Source organism: Metallibacterium sp., assembly GCF_054637675.1.
Genome location: NZ_JBTSRB010000007.1, coordinates 1 through 15,606, shown reverse-complemented (window position 1 = coordinate 15,606; position 15,606 = coordinate 1). Strand labels below are relative to the sequence as shown.

General features: G+C 65.1%; 11 protein-coding genes and 1 pseudogene. 3 read left to right on the top strand and 9 right to left on the bottom strand.

Features of this window, described 5'->3' with window-relative positions; all coding sequences use genetic code 11:
* Positions 1-298 precede the first annotated feature (298 nt).
* Together ACYDAT_RS03920 and rbsK are read left to right on the top strand one after the other, a co-directional pair.
* Positions 299-1,279 (top strand): GRP family sugar transporter, encoded by a 981-nt coding sequence (locus ACYDAT_RS03920; protein WP_461448530.1) that lies wholly within the window; start codon positions 299-301, stop codon positions 1,277-1,279.
* Positions 1,280-1,302: 23 nt separating this feature from the next.
* The gene (rbsK, locus tag ACYDAT_RS03915) at positions 1,303-2,232 is read left to right on the top strand and encodes a ribokinase (protein WP_461448528.1); all 930 of its coding nucleotides are present in this window, start codon (positions 1,303-1,305) and stop codon (positions 2,230-2,232) included.
* Positions 2,233-2,612: 380 nt separating this feature from the next.
* On the opposite strand, the gene ACYDAT_RS03910 is transcribed toward rbsK, so the two are convergent.
* The 9 genes and pseudogenes from ACYDAT_RS03910 to ACYDAT_RS03870 all read right to left on the bottom strand — a co-directional run.
* Positions 2,613-3,479, bottom strand: a complete 867-nt coding sequence (locus ACYDAT_RS03910) for a nitrilase-related carbon-nitrogen hydrolase (protein WP_461440560.1) — start codon at positions 3,477-3,479, stop codon at positions 2,613-2,615.
* An 86-nt stretch (positions 3,480-3,565) separates the two neighbouring features.
* Positions 3,566-5,008: a dihydropyrimidinase gene (gene hydA, locus ACYDAT_RS03905; RefSeq protein ID WP_461448526.1), complete on the bottom strand. Its 1,443-nt coding sequence runs from the start codon at positions 5,006-5,008 to the stop codon at positions 3,566-3,568.
* Between the two features lie 101 nt (positions 5,009-5,109).
* Positions 5,110-6,651, bottom strand: coding sequence for a CoA-acylating methylmalonate-semialdehyde dehydrogenase (locus tag ACYDAT_RS03900; protein WP_461448524.1), 1,542 nt, complete (start codon positions 6,649-6,651; stop codon positions 5,110-5,112).
* 4 nt (positions 6,652-6,655) lie between these two features.
* Positions 6,656-8,014 (bottom strand): omega-aminotransferase AptA, encoded by a 1,359-nt coding sequence (gene aptA / locus ACYDAT_RS03895; protein WP_461448522.1) that lies wholly within the window; start codon positions 8,012-8,014, stop codon positions 6,656-6,658.
* A gap of 114 nt (positions 8,015-8,128) precedes the next feature.
* Positions 8,129-8,863 carry a TetR family transcriptional regulator C-terminal domain-containing protein gene (locus ACYDAT_RS03890; RefSeq protein ID WP_461448520.1) on the bottom strand — a complete coding sequence of 245 codons (735 nt, stop codon included), beginning with the start codon at positions 8,861-8,863 and terminating at the stop codon, positions 8,129-8,131.
* Complete coding sequence (preA, locus tag ACYDAT_RS03885; RefSeq protein ID WP_461448518.1) at positions 8,863-10,170, bottom strand: NAD-dependent dihydropyrimidine dehydrogenase subunit PreA; 1,308 nt, start codon at positions 10,168-10,170, stop codon at positions 8,863-8,865. The genes ACYDAT_RS03890 and preA overlap by 1 nt, the downstream gene beginning before the upstream one ends.
* Before the next feature lie 13 nt (positions 10,171-10,183).
* Positions 10,184-11,551 carry an NAD(P)-dependent oxidoreductase gene (locus tag ACYDAT_RS03880; RefSeq protein ID WP_461448516.1) on the bottom strand — a complete coding sequence of 456 codons (1,368 nt, stop codon included), beginning with the start codon at positions 11,549-11,551 and terminating at the stop codon, positions 10,184-10,186.
* A 180-nt stretch (positions 11,552-11,731) separates the two neighbouring features.
* On the bottom strand, positions 11,732-12,013 hold the full coding sequence (locus tag ACYDAT_RS03875; protein ID WP_461448514.1) for a cytosine permease: 282 nt from the start codon (positions 12,011-12,013) through the stop codon (positions 11,732-11,734).
* A 13-nt stretch (positions 12,014-12,026) separates the two neighbouring features.
* A pseudogene (locus ACYDAT_RS03870) lies at positions 12,027-12,395 on the bottom strand (transposase); the annotation flags it as partial.
* Between the two features lie 875 nt (positions 12,396-13,270).
* Between ACYDAT_RS03870 and ACYDAT_RS03865 the strand changes: the two are divergent.
* On the top strand, positions 13,271-15,606 hold a 2,336-nt coding region (locus ACYDAT_RS03865), incomplete at its 3' end, for a TonB-dependent receptor (protein WP_461448512.1).

The following is a 15,606-nucleotide window of genomic DNA, read 5'->3' as shown; positions in this document are numbered from 1 at the left end:
GTATCGGCATTAACTTCACGCATAACCTGCGGCTGTTGGCGACAATGGGGCGTCTGCAGCAACAGGCGCACGCGAGTGGATGAGGTCAGGGCCTGAGGTTTCTCCTCCTCGTTGAGGTTCGACGCGAGACCGGCACGGTGTAGGATGCACTCTGCTGAGTTCACTCTCATCCACGGCGCAGTGCGAGTCGCGCTGTTCGCGATGTTGTTCGCTACACTAATTCCTTTCGCATGCGGCATAATGACCGCCTGCCGTGAATGGCTGCGGCTTGCGGGCCATGCTGCACCGGAGGCTATCGATGTTTGTTCCCTCTACCTTTGCTGTCGCGCTGCTGATGACGATTCTGAGCACGATCTGCTGGGGCTCGTTCGCGAATACGTTCAAGGGCACGCGAAACTATCGGTTCGAGCTGTACTACTGGGACTATGCGCTGGGAATTTTTTTGATCGCGCTGGTGCTGGCGTTCACGATGGGCAGCTATGCGGGTGGGCCAAAGGCATTTCTTGCGAATGTGCACTCGGCCGATGATGTGAATCTGCTGTATGCGGCACTGGGCGGATTCATATTCAATATTGCGAATGTGCTGCTGATCGCGGGGATTGAGATCGTCGGGCTGGCCGTGGCGTTTCCGATCTCGATTGGAATTGCGTTGGTGGAAGGCGTGGTGCTGAGCTATGCGGTACAACCGCGCGGTAATGCGACGCTGCTGGGGCTGGGCGTGCTGATGGCCCTGGTGGCCGTGGTGCTGGTGGGAAAAGCGTATGGGGCGCTGCGCTCGGGCGCGAAGGCGGTGTCGCGGAAGGGCGTGGTGGTGTGCGTGGTGTCGGGATTGTTGATGGGGGTCTTTGCGCCGTTTGTGACGCGCGCAATGACCCATGGGCACACGCTGACACCGTATACGACCGCGGTCTTCCTGACGTTTGGCGCGTTCGTGTGCTGCTTCTTTTTCAACACGATGTTGATGCGGAGGCCGATTGTCGGCAGCCCGGTGGCGGCAGGGGACTACTTTCGCGCGCCGGCTCGATATCATGCGCTGGGCCTGCTGGGCGGAGCGATCTGGGGGCTTGGAACGGTGTTTAATTTTGTGGCCGCGAGCCTGGTGGGTGTGGCGATCTCATATGCGATCGGGCAGGCGTCGCCGATGGTGGCGTGTTTGTGGGGGGTGTTTGTTTGGAAGGAATTTCGTGGAGCGAATGCGCGCGCGAAGGGGTATCTTGCAGCGATGTTTGTTTCGTATCTGATGGCGCTGGTGCTGATTGCACGCGCTTATGCTGGGTAGTTTGGACGAGAGAAATGGACCGAATGGGAAAGAAGATCGTGGTGCTGGGGAGCTATGTGGCCGATGTGGCGTTTCGTGCGGCACGTCTGCCGGCGTGGGGCGAAACGCTGATGGGCAGCGGCTTTGCGCTGGGGCCGGGAGGCAAGGGGTCGAACCAGGCGGTGGCGGCGGCGCGCGCGGGCGCGTCGGTGCAGATGATCTCGCGGCTGGGCGATGATGCGTTTGGAAGGCTGGCGCGCGAGACGTGGGCGGCGGATGGGATCGATGCGTCGCTGGTGGGGAGCTGCGATGTGGCGACGGGTGCGGCGGCGATTTTGATCGATGAGGCGCGCGGGGAGAACGCAATTATTGTGGTGCCGGGGGCGTGCTTTACGCTGACGGCGGCGGATGTGGACGCTGCGGGTGAGGCAATTCGGTCGGCGGGGGTGTTGCTGACGCAGTTGGAATTGCCGCTGGGGACGGTGGAGCGCGGGCTGCGGCTGGCGCGTGCGGCGGGCGTGCTGACGATCTTGAATCCGGCGCCGGCGCAGGCGCTGGGCGATGAGATGTTGAGGCTGGTGGATTTTCTGATTCCGAATGAGAGCGAGGCCGCACTGCTGACAGGGCAGCCGGTGGAAAGTGTGGCGCAGGCGGAGAGCGCGGCCTGGGCGCTGCGGCGGCGGGGGGCTCGGTGCGTGATTGTGACGCTGGGAGCGCGGGGTGCGCTGGTGTGCGCGGAGGGCGCGACGAAGGCGTTGCTGGTGGGGGCGTTCAATGCAGGAGCGGTGGTGGAGACGACCGGTGCGGGCGATGCGTTTTGCGGAGGGTTCGCGGCGGCGCTGAGCGCGGGGCGGCCGGTGCTAGAGGCAGCGCGGTTTGGGTGCGCGACGGCGGGAATCTCGGTGACGCGCGCAGGGACCGCGCCGTCGATGCCGCGGAGGGAAGAGATCGAGGCGCTGCTGGGCGTGGGATAGATTGCGGGGTGGGTCCGGTCTTGCGCGGTTGGCACTCCAAGTCTTGCGGAGGGCAGTTCACCGCCGCGCTGGGTATCCGCGCCTAAATCGCGACCTCGGGCGCTTTGAGAGCGCCCCTGCCAGTTGATGGCCTGGCTCGGCATGACGCCCAGCCCGCGAATACAGCTCCTCCAGTAACCGCCGTCAGGGGCATCACCAAGGCCGGCAACGGCCATGCGTAGAGGCGATGCACAGCGATAGCGTGGTGATGGACATGCCAACCGCGTCCGAAGCTGTTCGGCCTGCACCACAGGCCGGATACAAGACTGCAGCCCAACCTGCTTACCCAGCACGCGCCGAAATCACTCGATCTCCTGGGGGTGGCAATATATAAATTTTCTCTAATCTAAAGCGGTCAGGCGGCTATACAGCTCGGATCTGCGGTCACGAAAGAACTGCCAGCGGTTGCGTATCTCGGCCACCATGTCCATGTCCATCTCGTGCACCAGCAGCTCGTCCTTGTCGCGGCTCGCGATCGCCTCGATCTGGCCACGGGGATTGACGAAGTAGCTCTGGCCGTAGAATTCGCCGATGTCCCATGGCTTCTCCCGGCCGACGCGGTTGATCGCACCGATCCAACAGCCGTTGGCGGCCGCCGATGCCGGCTGCTCGAGCTTCCACAGGTATTCGGACAGACCCGCGACCGTCGCCGACGGATTGACGATGTACTCCGCGCCGTTCAGCGCCAGCGCGCGCCAGCCCTCGGGGAAGTGGCGGTCGTAGCAGATGTACACGCCGAGTTTGCAGTAGCGCGTCTTGAACACCGGCCAGTCCGAGGCGCCCGGCTTGAAGAAGAACTTCTCCCAGAAGCCCGCCACCTGCGGGATGTGGGTCTTGCGGTACTTGCCGAGATAACTGCCGTCGGCGTCGATTACCGCCGCCGTGTTGTAATAGACGCCGGCCACGGGATCAGCCTCGTAGATCGGCACCACGATCACCATCCCGTACTTCTTCGCGTAGGCCTGCATCTCCTCGGTGGTCGGCCCCGGTATGGACTCGGCGGCGGCGTACCACTTGACGTCCTGGCTGGGACAGAAATAGGGCTGAGTGAAGACCTCCTGGAAGCAAAGCACCTGAACACCACGCTCGCCCGCCTGCTCGATGAGCGGGCGGTGTGCTGCCAGCATGGCTTCGCGGATCCTCGCCGGCGATTCGGCAGTATCCGCCTTCAGCGCCATCTGTATCAGACCACCACGCAGCTTTGCCATTGTTCATCTCCCGGAGTGATTATGCCTTCGCAACCTCATCCGCCGCCCGGAACGAAGCTCCCCGGCGACTCTCGTCAGCGCAGCCTTCAGCGCATCACGGCAGTCGGCTTCGCCAGCTTCGCCTTGCGGTCGAGCGCGGCAAATACCGGGCCGAAGGGCGGACGCTTCAAATACCGCCCAGCGCCGCGCTCGGCGCGCAGCTCCCCGCGCGCATAGACAACCTTGCCATGGCTCACGGTGTACATCGGCACGCCCGTCACGCTGCGGCCCTCGAATACGTTGTAGTCGACGCGCGAATGCTGCGTCTTCACGGACAGCGTGCGCGTCGCGTTTGGATCCCAGAGAACCAGATCGGCGTCGGCTCCGGGGGCGACGACCCCCTTGCGCGGATACAGATTGAAGATCCTCGCCGCGTTCGTCGAGGTGACCGCGACGAACTCCCCGGGTGTCAGCCGCCCGGTGTTCACGCCCGTCTCCCACAGCACCATCATCCGCTCCTCGATACCGCCGCAGCCGTTAGGGATCTTGCGGAAGTCCTGCAGACCGGCCGCCTTCTGCTCCGCGCAGAACACGCAGTGGTCGGTCGCCGTGGTCTGCAGACTCCCGGACTGCAGCGCGTCCCACAGCACATCCTGGTTGCGCTTGTCCCGAAACGGCGGGCTCATCACGTGGGCCGCCGCTGCCGCAATGTCCGGGTTGCGATACACGCTCTCATCGATCACCAGATGCCCGGCCAGGGCCTCGCCGAAGACCCGCTGGCCGCGCGCGCGCGCGCGCGCGATCGCTTCGGCGGACTCCGCGCACGACACGTGCACGACGTAGAGCGGCACATTGAGCACGTTGGCGATAGCGATTGCACGCTGCGCCGCCTCGCCTTCCACGGCCGGCGGACGGGATAACGGATGGCCCTCCGGACCGCGGATGCCCCGTTCGAAGATTTGCTTCTGCAGCTGGAAGACCAGCTCGCCGTTCTCGGCGTGCACGGTCGGCATCGCCCCGAGCTCGAGCGCGCGCGAGAAACTGTTCACCAGCGTCTCGTCATCCGCCATGATGGCGTTCTTGTACGCCATGAAATGCTTGAAGCTGTTCACGCCCTCCTGCCGCACCAGCGTGCCCATGTCGGCGTGCACCTGCTCGGACCACCACGTGACGGCCACGTGAAAGCCGTAATCGGCGGCGGCCTTCTCCGCCCAGCCGCGCCATTTCTGGTAGGCGACGAGCAGCGGCTCCTTCGGGTCGGGAATGACGAAATCGATGATGCTGGTCGTTCCACCGGCAAGCCCCGCGGCCGTGCCGCTGTAGAAGTCATCGACCGCCACCGTGCCCATGAAGGGCAGTTGCATGTGCGTGTGCGGATCGATGCCGCCCGGCATGGCGAGCAGGCCGCCGGCGTCCAGCACCTCGGCGCCCGCCGGCGCCTCGAGGTTCGCCCCCACCGCGGTGATGAGCCCCTCCGCACACAACACATCGGCACGCCGGGCGTAATCGGCGTTGACCACCGTTGCACCCCGAATCAGTAATGCGCCCATCGCAGCCCACCTCCGCACAACATCAACACGTCAATGACGAGCCGCCGGCCGGCTCTGCGCCGCTCGCACCCCGCCGTCAAAGTCATGGTCTGTGGCCGCACTCAATGATTCGACGGGAAACTGAACGCGGTCCCCTCACGGCTGCCGGCCGACGGCCAGCGTTGCGTGATCGTTTTTCGCCGGGTGTAGAAGCGCACCGCGTCCGGACCATACGCGTGCAGGTCACCGAACAGCGAGCGCTTCCAGCCGCCGAAGGAATGGTAGGCCACGGGCACCGGCAGCGGCACGTTGACACCGACCATGCCGACCTGGATCGCGTCGGTGAAATGCCGCGCCATCTCCCCGTCGCGAGTGAAGATGCAGGTGCCGTTGCCGTAGGGATGGGCGTCGATCAGCGCCATCGCATCACCGAGGGTCGGGACGCGCACCACGCACAGCACCGGTCCGAAGATCTCTTCCCGGTAGATCACCATGCCGGGCTCGACGTGATCGAACAGGCACGGGCCCAGGAAAAAGCCGTGCGGACGGTCGGGCACCGCGAGCGTGCGCCCGTCCACCACCAGTTCCGCGCCCTCGGCCACGCCCCGCTCGATGTAGCCGCGAACCTTCTCCAGCTGCTCCCGGGTGACGAGCGGCCCCATGTCGCAGTGGCTGTCGGTGCCCGCGCAGGTCTTGATCCGCGCCATCTCGGTCTTCAGCCCCGCCACGAGCGCGCTGGCGGTCTCATCCCCGACCGCCACCGCGACGGAGATCGCCATGCAGCGCTCGCCGCAGGTGCCGAATGCGGCACCGATGAGCGAGCGCACGGTCCCCGGCAGGTCCGCATCCGGCATGACCACCGCGTGATTCTTGGCGCCGCCGAGGGCCTGCACGCGCTTGCCCTGTGCGCAGCCGCGCGCATAGACGTACTCGGCGATCGGCGTCGAGCCGACAAAACTCACCGCCTGCACCCGCGGGTCCGCGAGCAGCGCATCGACCGCCTCCTTGTCCCCGTTCACCACGTTGAGCACGCCCGCGGGCAGACCCGCCTTGTGCGCGAGTTCAGCCACGTAGAGCGCCGCGCTCGGATCCCGCTCGGAGGGCTTGAGGACGAAGGTGTTGCCGCAGGCGACCGCCATGGGCCACATCCACAGCGGCACCATGGCGGGGAAATTGAACGGCGTGATGCCGGCGCACACCCCGAGCGGCTGGAACTCGCTCCACGTGTCGATGCCCGGGCCGACGCCGCGGCTGTGCTCGCCCTTGAGCAGCTGCGGCACGTACGTCGCGAACTCGACGTTCTCGATGCCCCGCTGCAGCTCGCCCAGGCTATCGGCGAGGGATTTGCCCTGCTCGGCCGTCACCAGCGCGCACACGGTGTCCTTGCTCTCCTCGAGCAGGTTCTGCAGCCGGGCCAACACGCGCGCGCGCTTTGCCGGCGCGGTCGCGCGCCACGCCGGGAATGCCTCCCGGGCGGCGCTGATGGCCGTTGCCACGGTGTTCGTGTCCGCCAAGAGAACCTGCCGGGCCACCTCGCCGCTCGCAGGGTCATAGACCGGCGCCGTGCGGCTGCCGCCGGCGACGCGCCGGCCCGCGATGAGGTGGTCCACCGTGTGCCCCGCGGCGTGCGCGGCGGCCGGTTTGAGTGAGAGTGTCGATGACATGGTTTCAGCCAGTGTGGTTGAGCGTTTCGCCTAAAGCATCGACCAGATGGTCGAGTTCAGCCGTGGTACTGATGAACGGCGGCGCCAGTTGGATCGTGGCACCGCCGTAGCGTACGTAGAAGCCCTTCTCGAACATCGCCATCGCGACCTCGAACGGGCGCCGCGCCGGCTCGCCGGGCATGGCCTCCAGGGTGAACCCCGCGGCCAGTCCATAGTTGCGGATGTCCAGGACATGCCGGGCGCCGCGCAACCCGTGCACTGCGTTCTCGAAGTACGGCGCGAGCTTGTGCACCCGCTCCGGCACGTGGTCGCGCTCCAGCAGATCGATCGTGGCGATGCCGGCCGCGCAGGCCACAGGGTGCGCCGAGTAGGTGTAGCCGTGCGGCAGCTCGAGCAGGTATTCCTGACCGCCTGCTTTCATGAAAGTATCGTAGATTTCCTTCTTCACCACGACGCCGCTCAGGGGCTGGGTGCCGTTGGTGCTCTGTTTGGCGAAGGTCATCAGATCCGGCGTGACGCCGAAGGCCTCCGCGCCCGTCCAGGCGCCGCAGCGCCCGAAACCGGTGATCACCTCATCGAAGATCAGCAGAATATTGTGCTCGGTGCAGATCTCGCGCAGCCGCGCCAGATAGCCGCGTGGGGGCACGATGACGCCCGCGGACCCGGAGAACGGCTCGACAATTACCGCGGCGATGGTCGAGGCGTCATGCAGCCTGATCAGGCTGAGGAGCGAGTCGGCGAGCTCGGCGCCCCCCGCGGGTGGTTCACCGCGGAAGAAAGAGCCGGCCGGGGGCTGCAGGTCCGGGAGGTGATCCGATTCGACGCCCTGACCGAAGAGCTTGCGGTTGGCCACTATGCCGCCCACCGAAATGCCGCCGAAATTGACGCCGTGGTAGCCCTGCATGCGCCCGATGAGGCGCGTCTTGCCCCCCTGCCCCCTGACGCGCCAATACGCGCGGGCAATCTTCAAAGAGGTGTCCACGGCATCCGAGCCCGACCCGCCGCAAAACATCACGTGATCGAGGCCCGCGGGCATGTGCGCGACGATCCGGTTGGCGAGATCGAACGACAGCGGGTGTCCGAACTGGAACGCCGGGGCGTAATCGAGCCTCGCGATCTGACGGCTCACCGCCTCGACGATCTCCTGGCGCGCGTGACCGAGACCCGTGCACCACAGCCCCGAGAGGCCGTCGAAAATCTTGCGCCCGTGCATGTCGGTGTAATACGCGCCCGTGGCCTCAGCGAACAGGCGCGGCGCGGCCTTGAACTGCCGGTTCGCCGTGAACGGCATCCAGTGCGCTTCAAGCCGTGCGGCGTCCGCGGACGGCGCGCTCTCGCGAAGAGTTGCTCGGGGATTTGCCATCGCTTGTACTCCAGATGCTCCAGACACCAACATGCTCACAACATGACAGAATCGTCGACGCGTTCAGTTTACAAACTCTGCAAACTCAGTCGCAAAGCCGCATCGCGCGCGGCCTCATGACAATCCGCAGCCGCGCAGGATGAGCGACATGACGTGCTGCGTAGCCCTCGCCTGCGCCGCGCGGTCGAGGCTCGCGCAGCCGAGCACGGCGCAGATCTGCACTTCGAAGTCCGCGTACGTCTGGGTCGCCGCCCAGATCGTGAAGAAGAGGTGGCTGCTGTCGACCGGCGCCATGCGCCCCTCGGCAATCCACTGATCGATCACCGCGACCTTGCGGCGCATCAACGGACGCAGCGTGCGCACCAGCGTCGTGCGCAGCTCGGGCGCGCCGTGCAGCAGTTCGTTGGCCCACACCCGCGAGGCGTACGGGCGCGCGAAGGACAGGCGCATCTTCTCGCGGATATACCGCTCAAGCGCCTCGCGCGGCTCGGCGGTGGCGACGATGCAGTCCGCCGGCTCCAGCCACTCGTGCAGCGTCCGCTCGAGCACCGCGCGGTACAACGCCTTCTTGCTTCCGAAATAATAGTGCAGGTTGGGCTTGGGGAGCCCGACCGCCTTGGCGATCTCGGCCATGGTCGCCCCGCCGAAGCCGGCACCCGCGAACACACGTTCGGCGGCCTGGATGATGGCGGTCTCGTGGGCCACGCGCTTGCGCCACGGCTGCGCGCCGCCCTTCTCTGCGCTGCGCGGGCCAGCGGCCTCGCGCAGCGTCGCCACGGCGTCGGCCCGCTTCGCGCGCGACCGGGTCGCGGCGCGGCGCGGTTGCGGATCCGGCCTCGCGGCGGCCATCAGGCGCCGCTCCGCAGCGGATTGTTCGGATGTTGTGTCCATTCGAGCGCGGCACCGCTCACCGCCTGGCCCGTGCGCCGGTCGATTTCCCCCGGCGCAAGCTCGCGCAGCGTGATGCACCCCGGCACCGGACAGACGTTGACACACAAGTTGCAGCCCACGCACTCCTCTTCCTTCACCTCGAAGTGGCGCCGTCCGTCGCGCTGCGCCGTGATCGCCTGGTGCGCGGTGTCCTCGCAGGCAATGTGACACCGCCCGCATTGAATGCACAGATCCTGATTGATCACGGCCTTGGAGACGCGATTGAGGTCGAGGTAGCGCCACTCCGTCACGCTCGGCAACGCGCGGCCGCGCAGCGCCTCGACGCTCGCCAATCCCTTCGCATCGAGGTAGGTCGCGAGCCCGCTGATCATTTCCTGGACGATCTTGAAGCCGAACACCATCGCCGCGGTGCACACCTGCACGGAGCCTGCGCCGAGGGCGATGAACTCGAGCGCATCGCGCCAACTTCCGATGCCGCCGATCCCCGAGACCGGAAGCCCCGCGGTCTCGGGGTCGCGGGCGATCTCCGCGACCATGTGCAGCGCCATCGGCCGCACCGCAGGTCCGCAATAACCGCCGTGCGTTCCCCTGCCGCCGACCTCCGGGCTCATCCGCAGGGTGTCCGGATCGACGCCCATGATGGAGTTGACGGTATTAATGAGGGAGACCGCGTCGGCGCCACCGGCCTTGGCTGCGCGCGCCGGAAAGCGGATATCGGTGACATTGGGCGTCAGCTTGACGATCACGGGCAGGCGCGTGTAGCGCTTGCACCAGGCTGTCACCATCTGGATGTACTCGGGAACCTGCCCCACCGCCGAGCCCATGCCCCGCTCGCTCATGCCGTGCGGACAGCCGAAGTTGAGCTCGATGCCGTCGCAGCCGGTGTCCTCCACGCGCGGCAGAATCGCCTTCCACGACTCCTCCCTGCACGGCACCATGATGGACACGACCACGGCGCGCTCCGGCCAGCGGCGCTTGACCGCGGCGATCTCCGCAAGGTTGGTCTCGAGCTCCCGGTCGGTGATGAGCTCGATGTTGTTGAAGCCGATGAGACTGCGGTCCGCGGCGAGCAGCGCGCCGTAGCGCGGGCCGCTCACGTTGACCACCGGCGGGCCGGCCTCCGCCAGGGTCTTCCACACCACCCCGCCCCAACCCGCCTCGAACGCGCGCTCGACGTTGTAAGCCTTGTCGGTGGGTGGCGCGGAGGCCAGCCAGAACGGGTTCGGGCTGCGGATGCCGCAGAAGTCGATGTCTAATCGGGCCATGGAATTCTCCGGATCACTGCTCGGGGCGGCTGCGCTCGCCGCGCAGTTGCCGGTCGATGTCGCGCGCGGCGCGCAGACCGTGGGCCACCGCCTCGACCGTCAGATCCTGCCCCCCGGCGATGCAGTCCCCGCCGGCCCAGACGTTCGCGATGCTGGTGCGGCCGGACTCGTCGGCCGCGATCCGGCCGTCGCGCTGCGCCAGTTTGCACTCGGCCAGCACCCGGCCGTCGAGCCGCTGCCCGATCGCCTTCAGGACCATGTCCGCCTCGAGCACGAGCTCTTCGCCAGCCGGCACGAGCCGCTCGCCCTCGAGCCGCTGGCGCGCGAAGCGCACAGCACGAGCGCTGCCGCCCTCGCCGAGCACTTCCACGGGTGCAAGCCAGTGAAGAATGCCGACACCCTGGGTCAGCGCCAGCTCCTGCTCGTGGCGCGAGGCACGCATGTGCTGCGGCCCGCGCCGGTAGACAATGGTGACGCTTTCGGCGCCGAGCAATTTCGACTGCACGCCCGCATCAATGGCGGTCATGCCGCCGCCGATCACGAGCACGCGCCGCCCCACGGGCAGCGTGCCGAGATCCTGTGCCTGGCGCAGCGTGCCGATGAACTCCACCGCATCAACGACGCCCTCGAGCGCCTCGCCGGGGACACCTAACTGTTGGGTATTGCCGAGTCCCACACCAAGGAACACTGCATCGTATTCGCGGCGCAGCGCTTCGAACTGCGCGGCGCTCGCGAGGCGCCAGCCGCTGCGCAGCGTGATGCCTCCGATCGCGAGCAGCCACTCCACCTCGCGCTGCGCAAAGCCGCCGGCGACCTTGTACGCGGCGACGCCGTATTCGTTGAGGCCACCCGCCTTGGGCTTCGCATCGAACAGCGCAACAGCATGCCCCTCGCGGGCGAGCGCATGCGCGCACGCCAGACCCGCCGGTCCCGCGCCGATCACCGCCACGCGCCGGCCACTCGCCGGGGCGCGCGTGAAGATCTGCGGCTGCGCGCTCGCCATGAGCGCATCGACCGCGAAGCGCTGCAGCCGGCCGATGGCGACCGGCTGTCCCTGCTGGGTGTTGCGCACACAGACCTGCTCGCACAACACCTCGGTGGGGCAATCCCGCGCGCAGGAGCCGCCGAGGGGATTCGACTCGAGAATCGACTCAGCCGCGCCGCGCGCATTGCCCTCGGCGATGCGCCGGATGAACGAGGAAACATCGATGTGGGTCGGGCAGGCTTGCATGCACGGCGCATCGAAGCAGTACAGACACCGGTTCGCCTCGAGCAGCGCCTGCGCCTCGGTGAGCGGCGCAGCGCGATCGGCGAAGTGAGCGGCATACGTCTGCGGCGACAGACGGCCCGGGCGAATGTCCGCTCGACGCGGCTCACTCATTGCACTCCCCCAAGATACAGAGACAGATCCGCAGCATACCTACTTTTGACCATTTGGTCAAGTATGCGCCGCCGCCCGCGCGCCGGCCCGCGCAGCTCGAAACGCCGCGCAGAAACGTGCGTGCGCCGCGCGCGGTGCGCGCCAGTTCGCGCATCGGGCTGCACGGGGAACTCACCGGACTCAGCCGCATCTGGCGTGTCCGGGCTGCCGCAGATATTCCGCGGCCGGAACCTGTGCGCGGCGCGCGGCGAGTCGCATGCCGGCGGCGTAGGCCGCTGCCGAGAGGCCGAGCGCGACGAACCACGCGTAGCGGTACAGGTGCGTGAATACGGCGCCTGGTTGCGGAAAGGTCCGCGGCAGCGAGGCGTGCAGAAAGCCCGGCAGGCACGGCAGAACCCCGATCAGGAAGGCGCCCACCGCGATGGGGTTCCAGCCGCGCCAGTAGTAATAGCGGCTGTCCAATCACCCGCCGTCGGATGTGGTAGTAATCCACGATCAGGATGCCCGTCACCGCCCCGAGCAGCGCCGAGTAGCCGACGAGCCAGGTGAGGATGTAGCCGTGCGTGCTCGAGAGGATCTTCCACGGCATGATCGCCGCCGCCACGACCGCCGTGATATAGCCGCCCGTCTTGTAGTGGTCAGCGTCGTCTGATGGCGATAGGCGCGGCACTGGTAGCACACCCGGCCTGCGCGACGAGGCGCTTTTCAACCGCCGCAGGCGGATCAACTGGGCGCGGGGCCGGCCAGCGCACTCGGGGCAGCGAAACCTCTTCGGCCAACGCGCCCGGTACAGCGCCCGGCAGCACCTAGCCTCGGTGCCGTACTGCTGGATGAGGCGATTCATCAACCGCCGCAGGCGGGTCACTGCGCCATCGACAACCCCGGCTGAGGCGCTTTCCAACCGTCACAGGCGGGTCAACTACACCGGGTTCATGGCCATGACGGCTCTCCGCCTCGTAACATGCCTCCAAGGCTGCGCTACACATGTCTCAGATCACGCGACAGGCGGCTGAGCGGCGTCGCTGATCAGGCTTGGCGATGGGGTAACCCTCGTTCGATCAATGGGTTGCACGCGACCCGCGCGCATCAATGGATTCGACAAGTGGGTAATCAGGTGGCGGCATTCGCTTTTTCATATTACGGAAAAATTACCTGTTATTTACGTTATATATACTTTTGGCGATGGGTGTAGTTTGCGCCATTTTATATGGTAGAAAGCAGCACAGCATAATTGACCAAATGGTCAAAAGTAGGCTTCTGCCAAGGGTCGAGTTTATGTCGCTGCAGATACCGAAGCCAAATACCACTCCGCTTGTACCAAGCGCGCTGGACGGTCGGCTTGCGCTGCCCGACCTGTGGGGGATCGTGCGCGCTCGCAAGCTTGACCCGCCGCCCGCGGCGGTTGAGAAGCGCCTCGCCGTGGCCCGCAGATCTACGGCCCGTGCCGCGCATGCCGCCATCCGACGCCCTTGCTCAGCAGTCCCCAAGGGACGGTGCTGGTGGAGACTTGAAGTGCGCCGCGCCGCCTGCGCAGTGCGCAGTGCGCGCCATGATGCTCTGCAAGTCGTGCGCAAGCCGTGCCGAGAGCCGACCTTGCGCTTGGCGAGCAATTTTCTGAGATTGGGGGCCGATCAGGTATCAAAGTGATAGCGCCTCAGGTGGACCCGGAGGCTGGAGGACGATCCGGGTTCTGTTTGATCACACTTCTGGAGAACTCCTATGCGGAATTTCAAATTCTCACCGATTTTCTGTGCACTGATTGGCGCCGGTGCGGTGGCCTTTTTGCCAGCCTGCGCACAAGCGCAGACCCCGCCTGCCCCGCACGGCAGCACCAGCAAGCCTAAGCACGTGGAGAAACTCACCAAGATCGAAGTGATCGCCCGCGAGCTGACGATTACGCGCATTCCGATGAGATCGGCCTACAGCGTGTCGATTATCGGTCCTTCAGCGATCCGGTTTGCCTCGCCGATGCTCGACGTGCAAAACCTGCTGCAGCGCACCCCCTCGATCAACGTACGTACGCCCGCGCCGAATGGTGTGCGCACCAACATCACCTTCCGCTCGTTCAACAGCGGCCAGTTTTCGGAAACCTTCGCGGGCGTGCCCATCAACGGCGTGTTCAATGGCGGCACCACCAATGCGGCCTCCGACCGCAACTCCATTCCGTTGACACTCAACAACATCAGCAGTGTGAACGTTTACCGTGGCATCAACAACCCCGCGGTGAACGCGTACAACTCGCTGGGTGGCACCATCGCCTTTGAACCGCGCCAACCCGGACCCAAGCCGGATGCCTCGGTCACCATGGGGGGTGGCAGCTTCAGCACCTGGTTCTATGGAATTACCGCCAATACGGGCAGCATTGCTGGCGTGCGCAGCCTGATCAGCATTAATCACAATACCAGCGCCGGTTGGCAGGCCAACTCGGGCAACCGCAACCTCAATATCAATTACTCCGGCGTGCTGCCCTATGCCGATGACGCGGGCGAGCTCTATGCCTACGCGATCTACAACAAAAACACGGGCTTCACCCCGCACTCCATCCCGGTGCCACTACTCCAGCAATTCGGCTATAGCTATGGTTGGCCTCTGAACTACAGCAACAGCTACAACAGGGATCACTCGGGCACCTACATTATCGGCGACAAGATGCAGGTCAACAAGGTATTTTCGTTCAACGCCAGGTTCTATGCACGCGACAACGTCTACAACCGTGTCTCCTATGCCAATCCGGCGTTCATCCAGAGCGCGACGCAGCCGTACTTCTTGCCCAATACGCCGAACCTGCCGCCATTCTGGATTCCAAATTATTTTTATCCAGGTTACCCAGGTTATCCAAACGGCCCCACTTACAACCCGGTCACCCTGTTCGGTCCCCCTAACGCGCTCGGGGGTTATCCGGGCATGGCCTATCACACCTACATGAATAGCACCCAACAGACCGGCTTCATACCGCATTTCACGTTGAAGCTGCCGCACAATCTGGTGCAGTTCGGCGGTGCGTATTCGCATACCAAGCTGTTTTCGGCCGAATTCTGGTACGGCGCCAATCCCATGCCGTTGGTCAATGGCTACAACGATGCCTGGTGGGAAAACGACTGGCGCACTCTGGGATCAGCGTTCGTGCAGGACCAGATCAGCCTGTTCGGCGGCAAGGTGCACGTCACGCCAGGCCTGAAGTACCTGTACTCCAGGACCTATGATGAAGATCAAATCGGCTTCTTCTACCCCATCACCGGCGCCGTATCCGACTCCGAGCACTTCGTCTCGCCGACGCTGGGCATCAACTGGCGCCCGATACGCCACGTCAGTTTGTATGCCGCGTGGGGCGAGAACATGAAGTTCCCGAATATCGGCGCGTACTATGGCAACATTGGCCAGACGAATGCCCTCGGACAGTACGTCGTCGTGCCGCTCAATGTGAAGCCCGAATACGTGCGCGATTTCGAGGTCGGGGCGCGTTATGAGGCACACGGATTCCAGGGTTCGCTGAACGGGTATCGCGAGAACTTCACCAACACCTTCATCTCCGTGACCAACCCCGTTAGCCAATTGACAACAACAGTCAATGGCGGCAAGTCGACTTACTCGGGTATCGAACTCGACGCTCAGCAAACCCTGCACACCACCGACTACGGCGACTTCAGCCTTTTCGGCAACTTGTCCTTGAACAAGGCTTACTTCAGTTCCAGCTTTAACTATTTCGGCACACAGGTCAATCCCGGAATGCCTTTGGCCAACGTACCCCGGCATCTGGCCAACCTCGGTGTGGGCTGGAAACGGGGAAGTTGGCGCGCGAGTATGAATCTGCACTACGCGAGTTCGCAGTACCTGAACCAGCTCTCCTCCGGCTTGGCGAGCGCTGTCACGATCCCCGGTTACGCGGTGACGAACTTCGCTATCCGTGACACCCTGGATCTGGGCATGGGTATGCTGAAGAACGTCAAACTTGCGTTGCACATCGACAACATATTCAACCGGCATTACGACGTGACCGGCTTTGAATACACCACCTTCGCCGGCAATCCGTACTCGAGCGTGCTGATGGAGGAGCC

What these genes read in the sequence shown, in the direction of transcription:
- ACYDAT_RS03920 (WP_461448530.1), top strand. Translation starts at nt 299, where the DNA reads ATGTTTGTTCCCTCTACCTTTGCTGTCGCGCTGCTGATGACGATTCTG.
- rbsK (WP_461448528.1), top strand. Translation starts at nt 1,303, where the DNA reads ATGGGAAAGAAGATCGTGGTGCTGGGGAGCTATGTGGCCGATGTGGCG.
- ACYDAT_RS03910 (WP_461440560.1), bottom strand. Translation starts at nt 3,479, where the DNA reads ATGGCAAAGCTGCGTGGTGGTCTGATACAGATGGCGCTGAAGGCGGAT.
- hydA (WP_461448526.1), bottom strand. Translation starts at nt 5,008, where the DNA reads ATGGGCGCATTACTGATTCGGGGTGCAACGGTGGTCAACGCCGATTAC.
- ACYDAT_RS03900 (WP_461448524.1), bottom strand. Translation starts at nt 6,651, where the DNA reads ATGTCATCGACACTCTCACTCAAACCGGCCGCCGCGCACGCCGCGGGG.
- aptA (WP_461448522.1), bottom strand. Translation starts at nt 8,014, where the DNA reads ATGGCAAATCCCCGAGCAACTCTTCGCGAGAGCGCGCCGTCCGCGGAC.
- ACYDAT_RS03890 (WP_461448520.1), bottom strand. Translation starts at nt 8,863, where the DNA reads ATGGCCGCCGCGAGGCCGGATCCGCAACCGCGCCGCGCCGCGACCCGG.
- preA (WP_461448518.1), bottom strand. Translation starts at nt 10,170, where the DNA reads ATGGCCCGATTAGACATCGACTTCTGCGGCATCCGCAGCCCGAACCCG.
- ACYDAT_RS03880 (WP_461448516.1), bottom strand. Translation starts at nt 11,551, where the DNA reads ATGAGTGAGCCGCGTCGAGCGGACATTCGCCCGGGCCGTCTGTCGCCG.